The organism is Allobosea sp. NPDC055594 (assembly GCF_053618995.1).
In genome coordinates this window covers 1-18,085 of record NZ_JBSHIO010000017.1, presented here as the reverse complement: position 1 = coordinate 18,085, position 18,085 = coordinate 1, and the positions used below count along the sequence as shown (strand labels likewise).

The window sequence follows — 18,085 nt, the reverse complement described above, 5'->3', positions numbered from 1 at the left end:
TCCCGATCTTACTGACGGTACATCTTCCGAAGGGGGACGGGCATGGCGCGTGCAAACGCGGCTTGCGCAAACGTGCGCGCTGGCTCAATTCTGGGGGTCGCAAGATCCCTGACGCACCCGCTCTACCAGCGCTTTGAAAAGCTGGAACCTACCTTCCGCAAGGTAATACCGGCTCTGGTCGCCTGTTTTGTCGTGATCATGGCGCTCGGCGCCTATGTCCAGACCAGCGCGCTGCGAGACGACACTCTCGCCGATACAGAAACAGATCTGGATATTCTCGCCACCCTGCTGGCTCGCGAGCTCGATCTTGCCTCCCGCGACGAGAAAAACCTGCGCGCCATCCTTGCCGGCCTGAGCACCAGGCACATCGCCGGCCGTGGCCGCATCGTGCATGTCAGCGACGTATCCGGCCGGGTGATCGCCAGCGAACCGATGCTGGGCAGCGGCAGCCGCAGCCTCGTCGAGCTGCTCGGTCCGGCCCAGGCCCTGACGGTATTCGCCGAGCGCGCCGGGGTGATGAGGATCATGCTGCCGGGCGGCCTCGAGACGCTGGCGACCGTGCGCAACCTCGCCGCGCCCTTCGGCCAGGTCGCCGTGCTCCAGCCGGTCAAGGGAGCCCTGTCGCTCTGGGAGGAGCGGAGCCGCTCGATCCTCGTGCTGTTCGTCTCGGCCGCGATCGTGCTCGCCGGCATCACCCTCGCCTTCATCCTGCAGTCGAAGCGCGCCCGCGCCGCCGACGACGATTGCGACTGCGTGCGCGAGCGCATCGACACCGCCCTCAGCCGCGGCCATTGCGGCCTCTGGGACTGGGACCTGGCGAAGGGCCGGATCTACTGGTCGGATTCCATGTACGCCATGCTCGGCTACGACCGCATGGGCGAGTTCATGTCCTTCGGCGAAGTGAACGCCTTCATCCACCCCGACGATGCCGATCTCTATGCGCTCGCCGACGCGATCAGCCGCGATGAGGCGACCCATCTCGACCAGGAGTTCCGCGTCCGCGACGCCAGCGGTCAATGGATCTGGCTGAAGGCCCGCGCCGAGCTGGTGATCGACCGCCGCACCGGCGCCCGCCATCTCGTCGGCATCGTCGTCGACATCTCCGAACAGCACCGCATGGCCGCCCGCACCGCGACCGCCGATGCGCGCCTGCGCGACGCCGTCGAGGCGATCTCGGAAGCCTTCGTGCTCTGGGACGCCGACCGCAAGCTCGTGCTCTGCAACGCCAAATACCAGCAGCTCCACCAGCTCCCGGCGGAACTGATGCGCGCCGGCACCAGCTACGAGGCGATCATGGGCTGCAGCGCCCAGCCCAGCGTCGACCGCGAGCCGGTCCGCAGCTCGCGCGCCGAACCCGGCAGCCATTCCTACGAAGCCAAGCTCTCGGACGGGCGCTGGCTCCAGATCAACGGCCGCCGCACCAAGGATGGCGGCTCGGTCTCGGTCGGCACCGACATCACCACGCTGAAGCAGCAGGAAGAGCGCCTGACCCGCTCCGAGCACCAGCTTCTGACCTCGGTGACCGACCTCAAGGCCTCGCGCCAGAAGCTCGAGGCCCAGGCCCAGCAGCTCGCGGAGCTCGCCGAGCTCTATCTCGAACAGAAGGCCTCGGCCGAGAGCGCCAACCGGGCCAAGTCGGAATTCCTCGCCAATATGAGCCATGAGCTGCGCACGCCGCTCAACGCCATCATCGGCTTCTCCGAGATCATGGAGGCGCGGCTGTTCGGCGATCTCGGCTCGGAGCGCTATGAGGAGTATGTCCGCGACATCCGCTCCAGCGGCGGCTATCTGCTCGCCGTGATCAACGACATCCTCAACATGGCCAAGATCGAGGCCGGCAAGGTCACGCTGGAAAAGACCGAGGTCGCGCTCGATCCGGTCATCGCCGAGGCGGCACGGACCCACCAGGAAGCGATCGCCGGCAAGCAGCTTTCCTTCTCCTGCGAGGTGCCCGGCGACCTGCGCCTCGAGGCGGATTCGCATGCCCTGTTCCAGATCCTCTCCAACCTGCTCGACAACGCCGTGAAGTTCACGCCGGAAGGCGGCACGATCGCGGTCCGCGTGCGGCCGGCGCCGGGCGCCCTCAACATCTATGTCGAGGATTCCGGCATCGGCATCCCGCCTGAGAAGATCGGCCGGATCGGCCGCCCCTTCGAGCAGGTCGAGGGCGAGCTGGCGCGCAGCTACAAGGGCTCGGGGCTGGGGCTGGCGATCGCCCGCTCGCTGGCCGAGCTGCATGGCGGCGGCCTGCGCATCCGTTCGGTGATGGGCTCGGGCACCATCGTCATGGTGCACCTGCCTTTGAAGCACGAAAGCAGCCCGAGCTTCGATCTCGTCGCCGCCTGATCGCGGCCTGCCGCCGGCGGCCTTGGCCTTCAGCCCTTCGCCGCGGCCAGGATCTGGCGAAACAGCGCCCGGACCCGCCCGCGCGTCTCGTCGAGTTCGGCCTTCAGCACCTTGGCGTCCGGCAGGCCAACGGCCGTCGCGATCCGGCGCAGCACGCGTTCCGGCACCGCCTTGGGATCGAAGCGCTCCTCGACCGTGAAGCGCTGCCAGAGCTGGACGTCGCCGAGCAACCGCGCCGCTTCGGCGAGACGCAGCGCATCCTCCTCCGCGATCAGGCCGGTGCCGCGCGCCGCCTGGAACACCCCCGCCGTGGTCCGGGCCAGTAGTTCCGGGTGATCATGGGCATGGGCGAGGACGAGGAACTGGGCGAGGAAGTCGAGATCGGTCAGGCCACCGGCGGCGAGCTTGAGGTCCCAGGGATCGGCCTCGCCCTTCTCCTTCGCGATCAAAGCGCGCATCTCGGCGACCGCCGCCGCGACCTTGGCCGGGTCGCGCCGACGCCGCAGGATATCGCGGATGGCGGCTTCGGCGCGCTGGCCCAGCGCCGGATCGCCCGCCACGATGCGGGCGCGGGTCAGCGCCATCTCCTCCCAGATCTCAGCCTCGCCCTGATGATAGGCGATGAAACCCTCGAACTGCGTCGCAGCAGGGCTCTTGTTGCCGGAGGGACGCAGACGCAGATCGACCTGATAGAGCGTGCCCCGCCGCGTCGGCACCGTCAGGGCCGCGACCAGGCGCTGGCTGAAGCGCACATGCCAGGTGACCGGATCGAGTGGGCGCGCACCGGCGCTCGGCTCGGCATGCTCGGGCCGGTCGTAGAGCAGCATCAGGTCGAGGTCGGAGGACGGGGTCAGCTCCCCGGCTCCGAGCCGGCCGAGACCGACCACGACAGCCTCGGCGTCGGGGATGACCCCATGCTCGGCGACGAAGGCGGTGCGGGTATCCTCGAAAGCCGTCCGCAGGCAGGCCTCGGCGACCGCCGCATAGCCATGGCTGGCCTGCTCGGCGGTGATCACCCCCGACAGCAGGCGGGCACCGACCAGGAAATTCTCCTGGCGCGCCGCATCGCGCATCCGGTCGAGCCCGTCCTCGACGCTCTCGGGCATGCCGACGACCGCCCGGACGCGTCTTGCCACCGCCTCGCCGCCCTGGCCGGGCGTGCCGAAGGCGGGATCGATCACGGCGTCGAGCACATGCGGGTAGAGCGCCGCGACCTTGGCGAGGCGCGGCGCACTGCCGAGGATCTCGGCGAAGATGCCGAGCAAAGCCTCGCGGGAGCGCAGCAGGGTCAGAAGTTCGACTGCCGCCGGCATGCGCACGAAGGCGTTGTCGAGATGGGCGAGCGCGCCATCGGGATCGGTGGTGCGCCCGAGCGCGACCAGCAGGGCTGGGGTGAGCTCGGTCAGGACCTCGCGGGCGCGGGCGCTGGTCACGGCCGGCCGGCGGCCGAAATGCCAGCCGCGCACCGTCTCGGCCGCCACCGAGGGCTGGCGGAAACCGAGCTTGCGCAGCGTTTCGAGCGTCTCCGGATCGTCCTCGGTGCCAGTGAAGGAGAGCGCCCCGGCATCGCTGGCGAGACTCGGCGCATCCTCGAAGAGCAACGCGTAATGGCTCTCGACCCGCCTGGCATGCGCGGTCAGCGCCTTGTCGAAGGCAAGGGTAGAGGGATAGCCGCAGAAGCGGGCGAAAGCTTCCAGGTCCTTGGCTTCGGCCGGCAGGGTCTGGGTCTGCTCGTCATGGCGCATCTGCAGGCGATGCTCGATGGTGCGCAGGAAGCGATAGGATTCGGTGAGCTCGTCGCGGGCCTGCGGGTTGATCCAGCCCTCATTGGTCAGCTCGCCCAGCATGTCGACGGTCCGCGGCCCGCGCAGCGCCGGCCTGCGGCCGCCGAAAACGAGCTGCTGGGTCTGGACGAAGAACTCGATCTCGCGGATGCCGCCACGGCCGAGCTTGACGTTGTGGCCGGGCAGGCTGAGCGTCTCGAAGCCCTTCACCGACTGGATCTGCCGCTTCATCGCATGGATGTCGGCGATGGCGGCGAAGTCGAAATATTTGCGCCAGATGAACGGGGCGAGATCGGCGATGAAGCGGCGGCCGAGTTCGAGGTCGCCAGCGACCGGGCGGGCCTTGATCATCGCCGCGCGTTCCCAGTTCTGGCCGACCGTCTCGTAATAGGAATAGGCGGTGGGCAGGGCGACCGCGACATGGGTCGAGCCGGGGTCGGGCCGCAGCCGCAGATCGACGCGGAAGACATAGCCGTCCGGCGTGCGCTCCTGGATGATGCGGGCGATCTGCTGGGTGAGCTTGACGAAGAAGCTCGAGGGCTCGGCGACACCGGCCGCCTCGGCGACCTCCGGATCGAAGAAGACGACGATATCGATATCGGAAGAGTAGTTCAGCTCGCCGGCGCCATGCTTGCCGAGCGCGAGCACGACGAGGCCCGAGCCGGCGCCGGGATCGCCTGCATCCGGCAGCGTGATCCGGCCGAGATCGGCCGCCTGGCGCAGCGCATGCTCTGTCGCGAGCCTGACCGCCATGTCGGCCGTCGCACTCAGGGTCTGCGTGACCTCCTCGACCGTCCAGGCCCCGCCGATATCGGCCAGCGCGACGAGCAGCGCCATCGCCTGCCGGAAACGGCGCAGCTCGCGCATCAGATCGGCGGTGGCCGTCTCGGGACCGGAAGCCTCCGCGATCCCACGCAGCAGCCCGTCGCGACGCTCGGCCGGGTCGGCAGTCAGGGATGCGAGCAGCCCGGCCGGGTCGCGCCGCATGATCTGGGTGAGGAAGGGCGAATGGGCGAGGATGCCGGCAACGAGATCCTGCGCGGCCGGATACCCGGAAAAATGCGCGGCGAGCGCCGCGCCCGCCTCCGCATCATGAAGCCGCTCAAGCAACTCACGCGCGACCAGCGGCTCGGCCCTCGTCCTTGCCGGCAGGACCGGCGCCGCCTTCAAGCGCTCGCATAGCGGCTCGCCCATGAGGCCCTCTCCCCGGCAACGGCCCGATTCAGGCCGACTGGAACCCTGCCGGCTTTGGCGGGGAAGTCGAGCCCGCAGGCTCTTCCACGGCCGGACTTTCCACAGCGGGCGGCGCCAGCGGCAGGGACATCTCGACACGCAGCCCGGGCGCATTGTCCGCGAGTTGCACCGCACCGCCATGCAGGCGCGCCACCGCGGAAGCCAGCGCCAGGCCGAGGCCGAAGCCCGGCTTGCTGCGGCTCTTGTCGAGCCGGACGAAACGCTCGAGCACCCGGGCTCGGTCGGCTTCGGGAATGCCCGCGCCATGATCGGCGACGCCGAGCTCGACCATGTCGCCGACGCGCCTTGCCGTGACCTCGACCGTCGCCGGCGCCTCCCCCTCCGGCTTGCCGTATTTCAGGGCGTTGTCGATGAGATTGGCCAGCGCCTGGCCGATCAGCTCGCGATTGCCGGTCAGCGAAAGCTCGGGCTCGACTTTGACCGAGAGCGCGAGCCCTGCCTCCTCGGCCAGCGGCTCGTAGAGCTCGCCCAGCCCGTCGACGATCTCGGCGAGGTCGAGCGGGGCCATGCTGTCGCTGATTTGCCTGGTCTCGAGGCGGGCGATCATCAGGAGCGCGTTGAAGACGCGGATCAGCCCGTCGGCCTCGTCGATCGCTCCGTCCAATGCGGCGCGCAGCTGCTCCGGCGTCTCCGCGGTGCGCAGCGCCTCCTCGGCGCGGTTGCGCAGGCGCGTCAGCGGCGTCTTGAGGTCATGGGCGATATTGTCGGAGACCTGCTGCATGCCGCTCATCAGCTCGCCGATGCGGTCGAGCATCGCGTTGAGATTAAGGGCGAGACGGTCGAGTTCGTCACCGGTGCCGGAAACGGCGAGCCGGCCCTTGAGGTCGCCGGCCATGATCGAGCGGGCGCTGTCGGTCATGCCGTCGATGCGCTTGAGCACGCGCCGCGCCACGAACCAGCCGCCGAAGCAGCCGAGCACCACGACGAGCACGAGCGACCAGGCGGCGGCGCGCTTGATGATGACGCGCAGCCGCTCGCGCTCCTCGACATCACGGCCGACGAGCAGCCGGAAACCGGCCGGCAGCATGAAGACGCGGACGATCGCGTGGTTGACCTGGTCGAGCGCCTCCGACGAGCGCGCATACTGGATTTCCTTTTCACCCGGTCGGTCGAGCGTGCCGGGCTGGAGCGCCTCGATGTTCCCCGCGACGCGCTCGCCCGTCGGCGTGACCACGAGATAGAGCGAAGCGCCCGGACCGCGCGAGCGCCGTTCGATGACCTGGACCAGCCGCCGGATGCCGCCAAGGCGCTGCTGCTCGGCCAGGCCCTGGATCTCCGCATCGATGGTCGAGCGGATCTGGTCGTCGAGCAGACTCTTGGCGTTCCAGGCGACATAGCCGAGCACGAACGCGGCGAAGAGCGCGAAGACGACGAGATACACCGCCGTCAGCTTGAAGGCGGTGGTGCGGAAGAGGTTCGGCAGGAAGCGCTGGCCGCCGGCCGGCGCCGGATCAGCGAGCTGTGTCACGGACCATGTATCCCGCGCCGCGGATGGTGTGGATCATCGCATGCTCGAAGCCCTTGTCGATCTTGGCGCGCAGCCGCGAGACATGGACGTCGATGACATTGGTCTGGGGGTCGAAATGATAGTCCCAGACGTTCTCCAGCAGCATGGTGCGGGTCACGACCTGCCCGGCATGCTTCATCAGATATTCGAGCAGGCGGAATTCGCGCGGCTGCAGCACGATCTCCTCGCCGGCGCGGGTGACGCGATGGGCGAGCCGATCGAGCACGAGATCGCCGACCCGGTAGGTGGTCGGCTCGGAGGCCGGAGCGCCGCGCCGGCGGGCCAGAACCTCGACGCGGGCGAGCAACTCGGAGAAGGCGTAGGGCTTGGGCAGGTAGTCGTCGCCGCCGGCCCGCAGGCCCTTGACCCGGTCGTCGACCTGAGCGAGCGCCGAAAGGATCAGGGCCGGCGTCGCGTCGTCCTGCTCGCGCAGCGAGCGGATCAGCGAGAGCCCGTCCATGCGCGGCAGCATGCGGTCGACGACCAGCACGTCGTAGCCGCCGCCCTGGGCGAGCGCATAGCCCTCCAGCCCATCGGCTGCATGGTCGGGAACATGCCCGGCTTCACGGAAAGCCTTGACCAGATAGGCCGCCGCTTCGGCGTCGTCTTCGACGATCAGGAGTCGCATGGCGGCAAGTTACCTCAGCAAAAGGAAAAGCGGCAGGCCGGATGTGACGATCCGACCTGCCGCGGAAGCGGTGGGGTTCCCCGGCATGGGGGCGACGTGACAGCCGGGGAAATCCATCCGCCCGGAGCATGTTCCAGCTATAAGTTACACTGACGCGCTGGAACACGCCCGACTTGGACTAGCCCGGATCAGGCCGCCGGCTGGCGACCGACCTCGAAGGAGAACTCGCGCTCCTTCCCGTCGCGCCAGACGGTCAGCTTGGTCTTGCTGCCCGGCGCGAAGGTAGCGATCTTGCGGGAGAGATCGCGAGCGTCGGCGATCTTCTCGCCATTGACGGCCAGGATCGTGTCGCCGCGCTTCAGGCCGGCCTTGGCGGCCGGACCGTCGACCTGCGCCGAGGCGATCAGGGCGCCCTTGGCGTCCTTCAGGCCGATGGCATCGGCGACCTCGGCCGTGACCGGCTGGATCTGCACGCCGATGAAGCCGCGCGCCACCGTGCCGTCCTTCTTCAGCGATTCGACGACGCTGTTGACGGTCGCCGCCGGAATGGCGAAGGCGATGCCGACATTGCCGCCGGACGGCGAGAAGATCGCGGTGTTGACGCCGACGACCTCGCCCTTGAGGTTGAAGGTCGGGCCGCCGGAATTGCCACGGTTCACCGCCGCGTCGATCTGCAGGAAGTCGTCATAGGGACCCGAGCCGATGTCGCGGCCCTGGGCCGAGACGATGCCGGCCGTGACCGTGCCGCCAAGACCGAACGGGTTGCCGACCGCCATCACCCACTCGCCGATGCGCGGCTTGGCGCCGGCCAGCTGGACGAAGGGATAGTTGCCGGACTCGTTGACCTTGAGCAGAGCAAGATCGGTGCGCGGATCGGTGCCGACGACCTTGGCGGTCAGGGTCTTGCCATCATCGGTGACGAGCTCGACCTGGGACGCCTTCTCGACGACGTGGTTGTTGGTGACGACATAGCCGTCCTGGCTGACGAAGAAGCCCGAACCCTGCGACATCGCGCGACGCTCCGGCGCCGGCCGGCCGAGGCGCGGGTTCTGCTGCTCGTCGAACTGGCGGAAGAAGCGCTCCAGCGGGTGGCCGGGCGGCAGGACGTTCGGGCCGCCCTCGCCTTCCTCACCGGTGGCGGCGAGGCGCGAGTTGACGCGGACCGAGACGACGGCCGGCTTCACCTTCTCGGCGACGTCGGCGAAGGAGGGTAGCTGCATCTGCACGCCCGAAAGCTGGATCGGCTGGGCGTTGGCGCCGCCATGGCTGGTCAGCAGGTTGTCGGCAAGACCGGCCATCAGGCCGATGCTCAGGGTCGCAGCGCCGGCGATCAGCGCGCCGCGCTTCAGGATCGAGCGGGCCGGAGCCGGCTGACGGAAGGTGTTCTCGGTCTTGTTCTCGTTGGTATTCATGATGCAAACCTCGCGGCGGATCGCAGGGTCTTTCCTGCTTCGTCCCCTGCACCATGAGGCTTGGCGCCTTACCCGGATTTCGCCCGAGCATGACGATTTCGTAAGGTTCGCTGTGAGGCTTCGACCGGGCTCAATCGGACTCGGCGCGCGTCAACTCGTCGAGGCGGCGCTGCTCGTCGGCTGTCAGCGCCGGGGTCGCCGTGGCAGGCGCGTCGTTCATCCGCCGGCGCCGCCAGAGGAAGAGCAAGCCGGCGGCCAGGATCGTGAAAGGCGCCATCCAGAGCGCGAGCGTGCGGGCATTGACCGGCGGCCGCAGCAGCACGAAGTCGCCATAGCGGGCCACGACGAAATCGGTAACGGCACGATCGCTGTCGCCGGCGACCAGCCGCTCGCGCACGAGGATGCGCAGATCCTTGGCCAGCGGCGCATCGGAATCGTCGATCGACTGGTTCTGGCAGACCAGGCAACGCAGCCCCGAGGAGATCTCGCGCGCTCGCTGCTCGAGCGCAGCGTCGGGCAGGATCTCGTCGGGCTGAACGGCCATGGCCGGCCCGGCGAAGGCGAGCCCGAGGCAGAGCAGCAGAGAGGCGAAGCGCATCGACCTCACTCCGCCGGCTGCGGCATGGTAGCGGCAGGCGCGGCGCGCCGCGGCGCAGCCACCCGGAAGCGCCGGTCGGTCAGCGAGAGCGCGCCACCGAAGGCCATGATCAGCGAGCCGATCCAGATCAGCAGGACCAGCGGCTTGTCATAGGCCCTGACGGCGATGCTGCCATCGGCCTCGCGCTCGCCGAGGCTGACATAGGCCTGGCTGAATCCGTCGCTGCGGATACCAGCCTCGGTCGTCGGCATGGCGCGCGCCGTATACATCCGCTTCATCGACTCGACCGGCTTCATCTCGCGCTCGCCGGACCGGATCTTGAAGCGCGCGACCTCCTCGGTGAAGTTCGGCCCGCTGCGCGGCGCGATCGATTCCAGCGTGAAGGTGTAGCGGCCGCTGGTCAGGCTCTGGCCGGGCTTCAGGAAGCCGATCCCTTCCGTGCTCCAGGCGGTCGCGGCGATGCCGATCACGGTGACGCCGACGCCGGCATGGGCGAAGGCCGTGCCCCAGATCGAGCGCGGCAGGCCGCGTGCCCGCGACCAGATCGCGGCGGCGCCGCTGGCGCGGGCGACGACGCGCTCGCCGAGATCCCAGAACGCGCTCACGACCAGGAAGACGCCAAGCCCGACGCCGAGCGGGGCGAGTACGGGGCCGCCGCGCGTCAGGGCGAGCAGCGCGATCGTCACCAGCACGGCGAAGCCGAAAGCGAACTGGGCGCGCTGGGCCGCACCGAGCAGATCGCCACGCTTCCAGGCGAGCGACTGGCCGATCGGAAGCAGCAGCAGCAGGGGCACAATCACCGGCACGAAGGTCGCGTTGAAGAAGGGCGGGCCGACCGAGATCTTGTCGCCGGTCAGCATTTCCAGCACCAGCGGATAGAGCGTTCCGACGAAGACGGTGGCGCAGGCGGTGGCGAGGAAGAGATTGTTGACGACGAGCGCGCTCTCACGCGAGATCGGCGCAAACAGCCCCCCCTGCCGCAGGAGCGGTGCCCGCCAGGCGAACAGCGCCAGCGAGCCGCCGACGAAGAAGACCAGAATGGCCAGGATGAACAGGCCGCGCTGCGGGTCGGTGGCGAAGGAATGCACCGAGGTCAGGACGCCCGAACGGACGATGAAGGCGCCGAGCAGCGAGAGCGAGAAGGTCAGGATCGCAAGCAGGATCGTCCAGACCTTGAGCGCGTCGCGCTTCTCCATCACTACGGTCGAATGGATCAGCGCCGTACCGGCGATCCAGGGCATCAGCGAGGCGTTCTCGACCGGATCCCAGAACCACCAGCCGCCCCAGCCGAGCTCGTAATAGGCCCAGTAGGAGCCCATGGAGATGCCGAGCGTCAGGAAGGTCCAGGCCAGCAGCGTCCAGGGCCGGACCGCGCGCGCCCAGACGGCATCGATGCGCCCGTCGATCAGCGCCGCCACGGCGAAGGCGTAGGAGATCGAGAAGCCGACATAGCCGACATAGAGCAGCGGCGGATGGATCGCGAGACCGAGATCCTGGAGCAGCGGGTTGAGGTCCTGCCCCTCGGCCGGCGCCGGGACGAGTCGGCGGAACGGGTTGGAGGTCAGCAGCGTGAAGGCAAGGAAGGCGACCGTGATGGAGCCCTGGGCGGCCAACGCGCCGGCCCGCAGCCGCGCCGGAAGCGAGCGCCGGGACAGCGCGACCAACGCGCCGAAAAGGACGAGGATGAGGACCCAGAGCAGCATCGAGCCCTCATGGTTCCCCCAGACCGACGTCAGCTTGAAGATCAGGGGCTGCGCCGAATGCGAATTCGAAGCGACGTTCTCGACCGAGAAATCCGAGGCGACATAGGAGAACATCAGGCTGCCGAAGGCGAGCGCGACGAGCAGGAAGCAGGCGATCGCCGCGGCCGGGCCGACCGAAGCCAGCACGGGATCCTGACGGGCGACGCCCCAGAGCGGCACCACCGTTTGGATAACGGCGACGCCCAGCGCCAGCGCCAAGGCGAAGTGACCAATTTCGACGATCATCGCTTTAGCCCTATTTCGCCGGCGCCGGCGTGGTGGCGGCGTCCACCCCCGCCTTGGCGTCACCCGGCTGCCAATGTCCCTGCTTCTTCAAAGCGTCCGCGACTTCGCGAGGCATGTAGTTCTCGTCATGCTTGGCGAGCACCGAGTCGGCGCGGAAGCGGCCTGGCGCTTCGAGCACGCCCTCGGTGACAACGCCCTGGCCCTCGCGGAAGAGATCGGGCAGGAGGCCGGTATAGTTGACGGTGATCGTCGTCTTGGCATCGGTCACCGTGAAGCTGACCTTCTGGCCAGGCGTGCGCACGACCGACCCCTCGCCGACCAGACCGCCGAGTCGCAGGCGCGTGCCCGGCATGAGCCCCTTTTCGACCACCTCGGTCGGCCCGTAGAAGAAGACGATGCTGTCGCGCAGCGCATAGGCGACGAGCCCGGCCGAGATCGCGAGCACCGCTCCGGCCGAGGCGATCAGCACCATCCGGCGCTGCTTTCGCGTCATGCCCTTGCGCACCGGGCTGCGTGGAAAGCCGGTCTGCGCGGTCATCGGGATGCCTCCTGCAAGCCGAGTTCGCCAGCGAGCGCGGCCAGCGCCGCGAGCGCGTCGGGATCGGCCGCGAGCCGCTCGCGCGCCGTCGCCAGGGATTTGAGAGCCGCCGGCCGATCCGCGAGCACGCTCTGCGAGCGGATCAGGCGCGACCACTCGGCCAGCGTGCCGCCGCCCTCGCCGAGCCTGGCGGCCAGGCTGTCGACCATGCCGCGGATCGCGGCCGACTGGTCCTGGGCGGGCAGTTTGGCGATCGCGGCCGCGGCAGAATCTGCCGGGCCCTGCAGACTTTCGAGACGCGCCGTGACCGGCGCCCTCCAGGGTGCATCCGCCGGCGCGCCGGCGAGCAGGGCCTGGAGCGAGGCGATCGCCTCCGGAATCTTGCCGTCCTGCTCCTGGCCGATCGCCAGGAAGAAGCGGGCGCGGGGGTTGGCGGGGTCAAGCTTGACCGCTTCCGCCAGAGCCTCGCGCGCGCCGACGGTGACGACCCCTCCGGCCGCCAGGATCAAGGCCTCGCCGCGCCCCGCATGGCGCTCGGCAGTCGGACCGTCCAGGCGGATAGCGGCGGCGAAAGCCTTCGCGGCGTCCTCGAAGCGGCCCTGCCGCAGATAGACCGGCGCCAGGACCGACCAGCCCTTGCCGTCATTCGGATTGGCTGCGAGATGGGCCTCTATCCGCGCCAGCGCGATCGCGAAATCCTGCCCGGCGGCATCGGATTTGAGGCGCGCCGCCAGCGGCTGGTCCGGCATGCTCGGCGAGCCATAGGCACCATAGACGAGCAAGGCCAGCAGCGGCACGCAAGAGAGCGCGATCGCCGAAGCGGCGCGGCGCCGGCGCAGGGAAGGTTCGCTGTCGCCCGCAGGCGCGGCTTCGACCTCGGCCGCCCGCAGCAGCCGGCGCGCCGCCTCGGCCTTGGCGGCCTCCGCCTCGGCGGCACCGATCAGGCGACGGCCGAGATCGCGCTCGATCTCCGCGACCTGGGCCCGGTAAAGCGAAGCCGCCCCCGCCGTGTCGGCGAAGATCGGCGGCTGGCGGCGGCCGAGCGGCCAGAGCACGGAGAGGACCGCAGCCCCCGTCATGACCGCAAAGATGATCCAGATCAACATCGGCCGTTAATAACCAATCGCGCGACGCGCTTCATGCCCGAAGATGGCGACAAAGGGTCACGCGGGCAATGCGCGGCATCAAACAGCCGGCAGAATCAGCCGGGCCCTGAGACCGCCCAGCGGCGAGTGCTCGAGCGTCAGCCCACCGCCATAGAGCTTGGCGAGATCGACGACGATGGAGAGCCCGAGCCCCGAACCCGGCGTGGTCTCGTCCAGCCGGCGGCCGCGCTTGATCACATCGGCCATGGCCTCGTCCGGCAAGCCGGGACCGTCGTCGTCGATCAGCAGGGCCAGGCGCCCCTCCGGCAAGTCGCGGCCGGTATCCAGGCTGACCCGGACCTGAGAGCGAGCCCATTTGAAGGCGTTGTCGAGCAGGTTTCCGAGCATTTCCTCGAGATCCTGCCGCTCGCCGCGGAACCTGGCGTCGGGTGCGACGTCATGCCCCCCCCGGACGGCGCGCCCATGCGCGATCTTCTGAAAGGTCCGGATCAACGCATCAAGGGAAGGCGCGATCTCGGTGACGCCGCCGAGCGCACCGGACAGTGCCGCCGCCCGGGCACGGTCGAGATAGTACTGGACCTGATCGCGCATGATTGCCGTCTGGTGGCGAACGGTCTGGGACAGCGGCCCCTGCGCGGCTTCAGCCTCGTTCTGCATCACGCTGAGCGGCGTCTTCAGCGCATGAGCGAGGTTGCCGACCTGCGTCCGCGCCCGCTCCAGGATCTCACGGTTGGCGTCGATCAACTGGTTGAGCTCGCCGGCGAGCGGAGCGAGATCAGGAGGATATTCGCCGCCGATGCGGGCGCTCTCGCCGGTACGGACCTTGCCGACGGCAGAGCCGAGACGAACCAGGGGGCGCAAACCGAAGCGGACCTGGATCAGGGTCGAAGCGACGAGCGCCAGGCCGAGCAGCAGGAAGGTCAGGGTCAGGGCGAAGCGGAAATCGCGGATATCGCCGTCGATCTCGTCGGCGGGGGCGGCGACGCCGACAGTAAAGCGGCCATCCTCGCCGACATCGATCTCGCGCTCGAGAATGCGCAGCTCGCGATCGTCAGGCCCCGAGATATAGCTTTCGCGCAGGCCGCGCGCATTGGGCCGCAAGGGCTGGTCGAGCAGCTTGGGCAATTGCCCGCCGACCAGCGAGCGCGAAGTGCGGACGTTCGGGCGCTCGCCGTCGAGCCTGATGATCTGCCAGTACCAGCCGGACAGCGGCAGATCGAAACGCGGCTCGCCGAGATCGCCGATAGCCTGCCGCTCGGCTTCGGGCGGGGCTGCGAGATCGGCGACGAGTTCCTTGATGTAGACGCTGAGGCGCTCGTCGAAGCCGCGCTCGGCCGAACGGCGGTAGAAGGTGGTGAGGCCGAAGCCCGCGAGGATCAGCACCAGCGCGCAGCAGATCACCGCCGAGACGAACAGCCGCGCCCCGAGCGAGAAACGGCGTCGCGAGGCGGGCATGATGCGCGTCAGGCCTTGGCGGCCGCGGCGATATAGCCCAGGCCGCGCACGGTTTCGATGATCTCGACCCCGAGCTTCTTGCGCAGACGGCCGACGAAAACCTCGATCGTGTTGGAGTCGCGGTCGAAATCCTGGTCGTAGAGATGCTCGACCAGTTCGGTGCGCGAGACGACGCGCCCCTGATGGTGCATCAGATAGGCCAGAAGCCGGTATTCGTGCGAGGTCAGCTTGACCGGATTGCCGTCGACGACGACGCGGCTGGCGCGCGTGTCGAGGCGGACGGGACCGCAGGTCAGTTCGGAGGTGGCGTGCCCGGCAGCCCGGCGCAGCAGCGCGCGCACCCGGGCAAGCAGTTCCTCGATATGGAAAGGCTTGACGACATAGTCGTCGGCGCCGGCGTCGAAGCCGGCGACCTTGTCGCTCCAGCGGTCGCGCGCGGTCAAAATCAGGACGGGCATCGTCTTTTCCGCCCGGCGCCAGCCCTGGAGCACCGAGACGCCGTCGATCTTCGGCAGGCCGAGATCGAGGATGACGGCGTCATAGGGCTCGGTCTCGCCGAGATAGAGCCCCTCCTCGCCGTCGAAAGCCTTGTCGACGGCATAGCCGGCATTCTCGAGCGCGTTGACGATCTGGCGGTTGAGGTCCTTGTCGTCCTCGACGACGAGCAGTCGCACGGCGGGATCACTCCATTGCAAATGTCAGGGGGAAATAGCCGAACTAGCGGATATCCGCCACCTTGCCCGAATGCCCGTCGAGGGTCACGCGAGCGACCCGCCCGTCGCGCTTCAAGGTCGTGACGACATAGACATAGTCGTCGCCGAGCCGGCAGAGGCGGATCCGGACGACCTCTCCGGGCGCCGCATCGCGCGCGTGCCGGGAGGCCGCGGCCGGCTGCATGACCTTGCCTTCCGAAACCGCATCGCGTGTCTCGCTGGCCGACAGGCAGGAGATCGGCGGCGCGGTGTCGGCCGTGATCACCGGCGAAGCCGCGAGCGTCAGCGTGGCGAAGATGGCGGTGGTCGAAGCGAGCGGCATCATCAGCATGCGCTAATCCTGCCCGCGTGAATGCGCCATGAACACCCCTGCCCGGCAGGTTTCCGAAGCGCTGAAGGCCGGGCAAGCCCCAACCATTTCCGCCCCTCTCCTGAATCGCGTCGATTCCCCGATAGGCCGGCTTATCGCATTGTCTTCACGCAAACCGATACCCGCTTCGTTCGAAAACACGTCAGCTCAGCGAATCGTGACGAGGCCGCGCCAGGCCTGCCCGGCGCCGGCCGCGGTGCTGAGCTGCGCGACCGCGATGTCCAGCTGCGGCTGCACCGCCCCGAAATCCGCGATCTCACTGGCGGAAGTGTAGAGCAGGCTCGAACGGTCGGTATCGATGATGCGTATGACCGCGCCCGCCCGATGGATGGTCAGCCGATAGGCTTCGCTCTCCTCGCCGAGGGGCGCCTCGAAGGCTTCCCAGGAATCGCCGTCGATGCGCGTGCGCCTGATCCAGCTCAGCATCACGCCCTCCGTCAGGCGGCGGGCCCGCGGATGTACCGGCGCCAAAGGACGCAATGCCAGGCTGCCGACGGTCGCGACGAACTCGCGCATCGCCGTCCCGCCCAGATCGGCGTTGGCAGGGCCGACCCGGTAGCGCCAGGCACGACCGATATCGTCATGGGAGGAGCTCAGCGGCTCGAGGGCGCCATCGAGAACGACCAGGCGTGAACCGGCCGCCAGAACCCGCCCGGTGGCCGGCTCGGAGCCGCCGAGGCCGCGGACCAGATGCGAAAGCCGAAAACGCCGCGGACCGATCAGCTCGACGCGCGCAGCGGTCAGGAGCTCGACCACACCGTCCCCGTCGAGCAGGGCGAACGCGTTGGCGCCGGCAAGGGCCGCCTCCTGCGTGACCGAGGCCAGCGCACCGCCTCGCAGGCGGATATCGACACTGGCTTGCCGATCCGTCCGCCAGAGCGGCCCGGGCGCCAGCACGGTCAGCGTCTCGCCCATGAGCGATGGTGCCGCCACGAGGCCGTGCAAGCCGAAAGGCATGCCTTCCGCCGCACGCCAGATCGCCAGCGCACCCGGCCAGGGATCGGCGAAAGCTGCGAGGTATTGCAGTGCCGGCGGATTTTCGCGGGCGATCGGCAGATCGAGCATCAGCACATCCGGGCGCCCCGCCACCCGCGGCGCGAGCTTCACCGCGCGCCCAGCCACAGCGCCCGGCGTGGCGGCCCGGTAGATCGCCGGCTCGACCGCCCGGGCGCTCGCCTTGCGCGTGCTACCGTCGCTGATCCGCACGAGCCTGAACAGGCGGGCATGCCCGGCGACCTCCAGCGAGACGACATCGCCGGGTTCGAGATCGATGCAGCGGGGAGAGAGTTCGAGGTCCAGCGTCTCGCGACCGGCCCATGTTTCCTGGAGACGTTGCTCGGCCAGGCGCTGGCCCTCGCTGCGCCGGGTCACGATCGCGGTTTCAATCGCGCTTTCGCGCCGGGCGGCCCCGGCAAGCCGACGCGAACGCGCGGCAACGCGGCGATAATCGCTGTCGCCATCGATATGAGCGAGGCGCAGCTCGCGCGGCAGTTCGCTTTCCTCCGCCCGGCGAAGCTCGAAAGGCTGCCCATCGCGATCCAGCACCAGATCGTCGGAGGAAAGCCGGCGCGGGACCGCAGCGCCGCGGCCCCGAAAGCACAGCCGGCCGGAAGACATGGTGACGTCGAAGCCGAAAGCCTGGGCGAGCGGTTCGAGAGCCTGCCGCACCGAAAGCGGCCGGTCGAGGACATAGCCGTCGAGGAAGCCGTCGATCGCGATCTCGTCGGGGACCGGCAGCCCGTATTCGGCGAGGATCGCTCTTACCAGCCGATCCAGCGTCGCCCCTTCGATCCGGCCGTTGATCCAGTGGCCGGTGTCGTAGTTGGGACCATCCGCCCAGACCGTTTCCAGCTCGGGAAAGGCGGGAAAAGGCCTAGCATCCCAGGTCCAGACATAGACATTGGCTGGATCGACCATGCGCTGCCCGCCCGGCCCGAAAATCGGATTGATCGCCGGATCGAAGCCCGGCAGCGCCGGATCGAAACCGGAGAGGAGCGCCTCGAGGCCGCGCGCCTGCACGAGATCGTCGCGAGCGCGGGTCGAGAAATGCGGATAGCCGCCATCGACCGATTTCGGATCGGGGAACACGTTCGGCGAATTTCCGCCCTTGTCGACCGCAGGCAGCCCGATCTCGGTCAGCCAGATCGGCTTCGAGCCAGGTTGCCAGGGCGTGGCGGAGCCGAGCTCGAAGCCGAGCCAGCGTTCGACATGGAGGTTGGACCACCAGCCCGGCAGGTCCTTGGGCCGGAAGATCCAGGGCTTGCCATAGGCCCCGTCGCTGATCGGCAGGCGCGGGAGGGGCCGGCGCTAAACCACGGGCAGATGAAAACCGGCAAAGCCCCCGCCCCCGAGCCACCGCGCGCGCAGGTGGGGGGCAAGCGGCCGC

At 68.8% G+C, this 18,085-nt stretch carries 13 protein-coding genes; 1 reads left to right on the top strand and 12 read right to left on the bottom strand.

Translation table 11 applies throughout. From position 1 onward, the window contains the following. Positions 1-72 precede the first annotated feature (72 nt). Positions 73-2,346, top strand: coding sequence for a PAS domain-containing sensor histidine kinase (locus tag ACWGRX_RS23355; protein ID WP_365876462.1), 2,274 nt, complete (start codon positions 73-75; stop codon positions 2,344-2,346). 29 nt (positions 2,347-2,375) lie between these two features. Here the strand turns inward: ACWGRX_RS23355 and ACWGRX_RS23350 are convergent, their stop codons facing one another. From ACWGRX_RS23350 to ACWGRX_RS23295, 12 genes are all read right to left on the bottom strand, one after another. Then, the gene (locus ACWGRX_RS23350; RefSeq protein ID WP_452119517.1) at positions 2,376-5,324 is read right to left on the bottom strand and encodes a bifunctional [glutamine synthetase] adenylyltransferase/[glutamine synthetase]-adenylyl-L-tyrosine phosphorylase; all 2,949 of its coding nucleotides are present in this window, start codon (positions 5,322-5,324) and stop codon (positions 2,376-2,378) included. 28 nt (positions 5,325-5,352) lie between these two features. Further along, positions 5,353-6,852, bottom strand: coding sequence for a HAMP domain-containing sensor histidine kinase (locus ACWGRX_RS23345; RefSeq protein WP_452119516.1), 1,500 nt, complete (start codon positions 6,850-6,852; stop codon positions 5,353-5,355). After that, positions 6,836-7,519, bottom strand: coding sequence for a response regulator transcription factor (locus ACWGRX_RS23340; RefSeq protein ID WP_066470705.1), 684 nt, complete (start codon positions 7,517-7,519; stop codon positions 6,836-6,838). The genes ACWGRX_RS23345 and ACWGRX_RS23340 overlap by 17 nt, the downstream gene beginning before the upstream one ends. A 188-nt stretch (positions 7,520-7,707) precedes the next feature. Continuing rightward, positions 7,708-8,931 (bottom strand): trypsin-like peptidase domain-containing protein, encoded by a 1,224-nt coding sequence (locus tag ACWGRX_RS23335; protein ID WP_452119515.1) that lies wholly within the window; start codon positions 8,929-8,931, stop codon positions 7,708-7,710. Between the two features lie 130 nt (positions 8,932-9,061). Next, complete coding sequence (locus ACWGRX_RS23330) at positions 9,062-9,529, bottom strand: cytochrome c-type biogenesis protein (RefSeq protein WP_452119514.1); 468 nt, start codon at positions 9,527-9,529, stop codon at positions 9,062-9,064. A 5-nt stretch (positions 9,530-9,534) separates the two neighbouring features. Then, entirely contained in the window at positions 9,535-11,517 is a 1,983-nt protein-coding gene (locus ACWGRX_RS23325) for a heme lyase CcmF/NrfE family subunit (RefSeq protein WP_452119513.1), read from the bottom strand. A 10-nt stretch (positions 11,518-11,527) separates the two neighbouring features. After that, positions 11,528-12,010 (bottom strand): cytochrome c maturation protein CcmE, encoded by a 483-nt coding sequence (ccmE, locus tag ACWGRX_RS23320; RefSeq protein WP_452119573.1) that lies wholly within the window; start codon positions 12,008-12,010, stop codon positions 11,528-11,530. A gap of 41 nt (positions 12,011-12,051) precedes the next feature. Further along, complete coding sequence (ccmI, locus tag ACWGRX_RS23315; protein ID WP_452119512.1) at positions 12,052-13,161, bottom strand: c-type cytochrome biogenesis protein CcmI; 1,110 nt, start codon at positions 13,159-13,161, stop codon at positions 12,052-12,054. A 78-nt stretch (positions 13,162-13,239) separates the two neighbouring features. After that, entirely contained in the window at positions 13,240-14,616 is a 1,377-nt protein-coding gene (locus tag ACWGRX_RS23310; RefSeq protein WP_452119511.1) for a sensor histidine kinase, read from the bottom strand. Positions 14,617-14,624: 8 nt separating this feature from the next. Further along, positions 14,625-15,290, bottom strand: a complete 666-nt coding sequence (locus tag ACWGRX_RS23305) for a response regulator transcription factor (RefSeq protein WP_291634883.1) — start codon at positions 15,288-15,290, stop codon at positions 14,625-14,627. A 43-nt stretch (positions 15,291-15,333) separates the two neighbouring features. Further along, positions 15,334-15,660, bottom strand: a complete 327-nt coding sequence (locus ACWGRX_RS23300; RefSeq protein ID WP_452119510.1) for a PepSY domain-containing protein — start codon at positions 15,658-15,660, stop codon at positions 15,334-15,336. Between the two features lie 186 nt (positions 15,661-15,846). Further along, the gene (locus tag ACWGRX_RS23295; protein WP_452119572.1) at positions 15,847-17,982 is read right to left on the bottom strand and encodes a baseplate megatron protein TIM-barrel domain-containing protein; all 2,136 of its coding nucleotides are present in this window, start codon (positions 17,980-17,982) and stop codon (positions 15,847-15,849) included. Positions 17,983-18,085: the final 103 nt, after the last annotated feature.

Bases quoted from the DNA above. Each gene is read 5' to 3' on its own strand.
- ACWGRX_RS23330 (WP_452119514.1), bottom strand. From the start codon at position 9,529: ATGCGCTTCGCCTCTCTGCTGCTCTGCCTCGGGCTCGCCTTCGCCGGG.
- ACWGRX_RS23300 (WP_452119510.1), bottom strand. From the start codon at position 15,660: ATGCTGATGATGCCGCTCGCTTCGACCACCGCCATCTTCGCCACGCTG.
- ACWGRX_RS23335 (WP_452119515.1), bottom strand. From the start codon at position 8,931: ATGAATACCAACGAGAACAAGACCGAGAACACCTTCCGTCAGCCGGCT.
- ACWGRX_RS23340 (WP_066470705.1), bottom strand. From the start codon at position 7,519: ATGCGACTCCTGATCGTCGAAGACGACGCCGAAGCGGCGGCCTATCTG.
- ACWGRX_RS23310 (WP_452119511.1), bottom strand. From the start codon at position 14,616: ATGCCCGCCTCGCGACGCCGTTTCTCGCTCGGGGCGCGGCTGTTCGTC.
- ACWGRX_RS23325 (WP_452119513.1), bottom strand. From the start codon at position 11,517: ATGATCGTCGAAATTGGTCACTTCGCCTTGGCGCTGGCGCTGGGCGTC.
- ACWGRX_RS23350 (WP_452119517.1), bottom strand. From the start codon at position 5,324: ATGGGCGAGCCGCTATGCGAGCGCTTGAAGGCGGCGCCGGTCCTGCCG.
- ccmI (WP_452119512.1), bottom strand. From the start codon at position 13,161: ATGTTGATCTGGATCATCTTTGCGGTCATGACGGGGGCTGCGGTCCTC.
- ccmE (WP_452119573.1), bottom strand. From the start codon at position 12,010: ATGACGCGAAAGCAGCGCCGGATGGTGCTGATCGCCTCGGCCGGAGCG.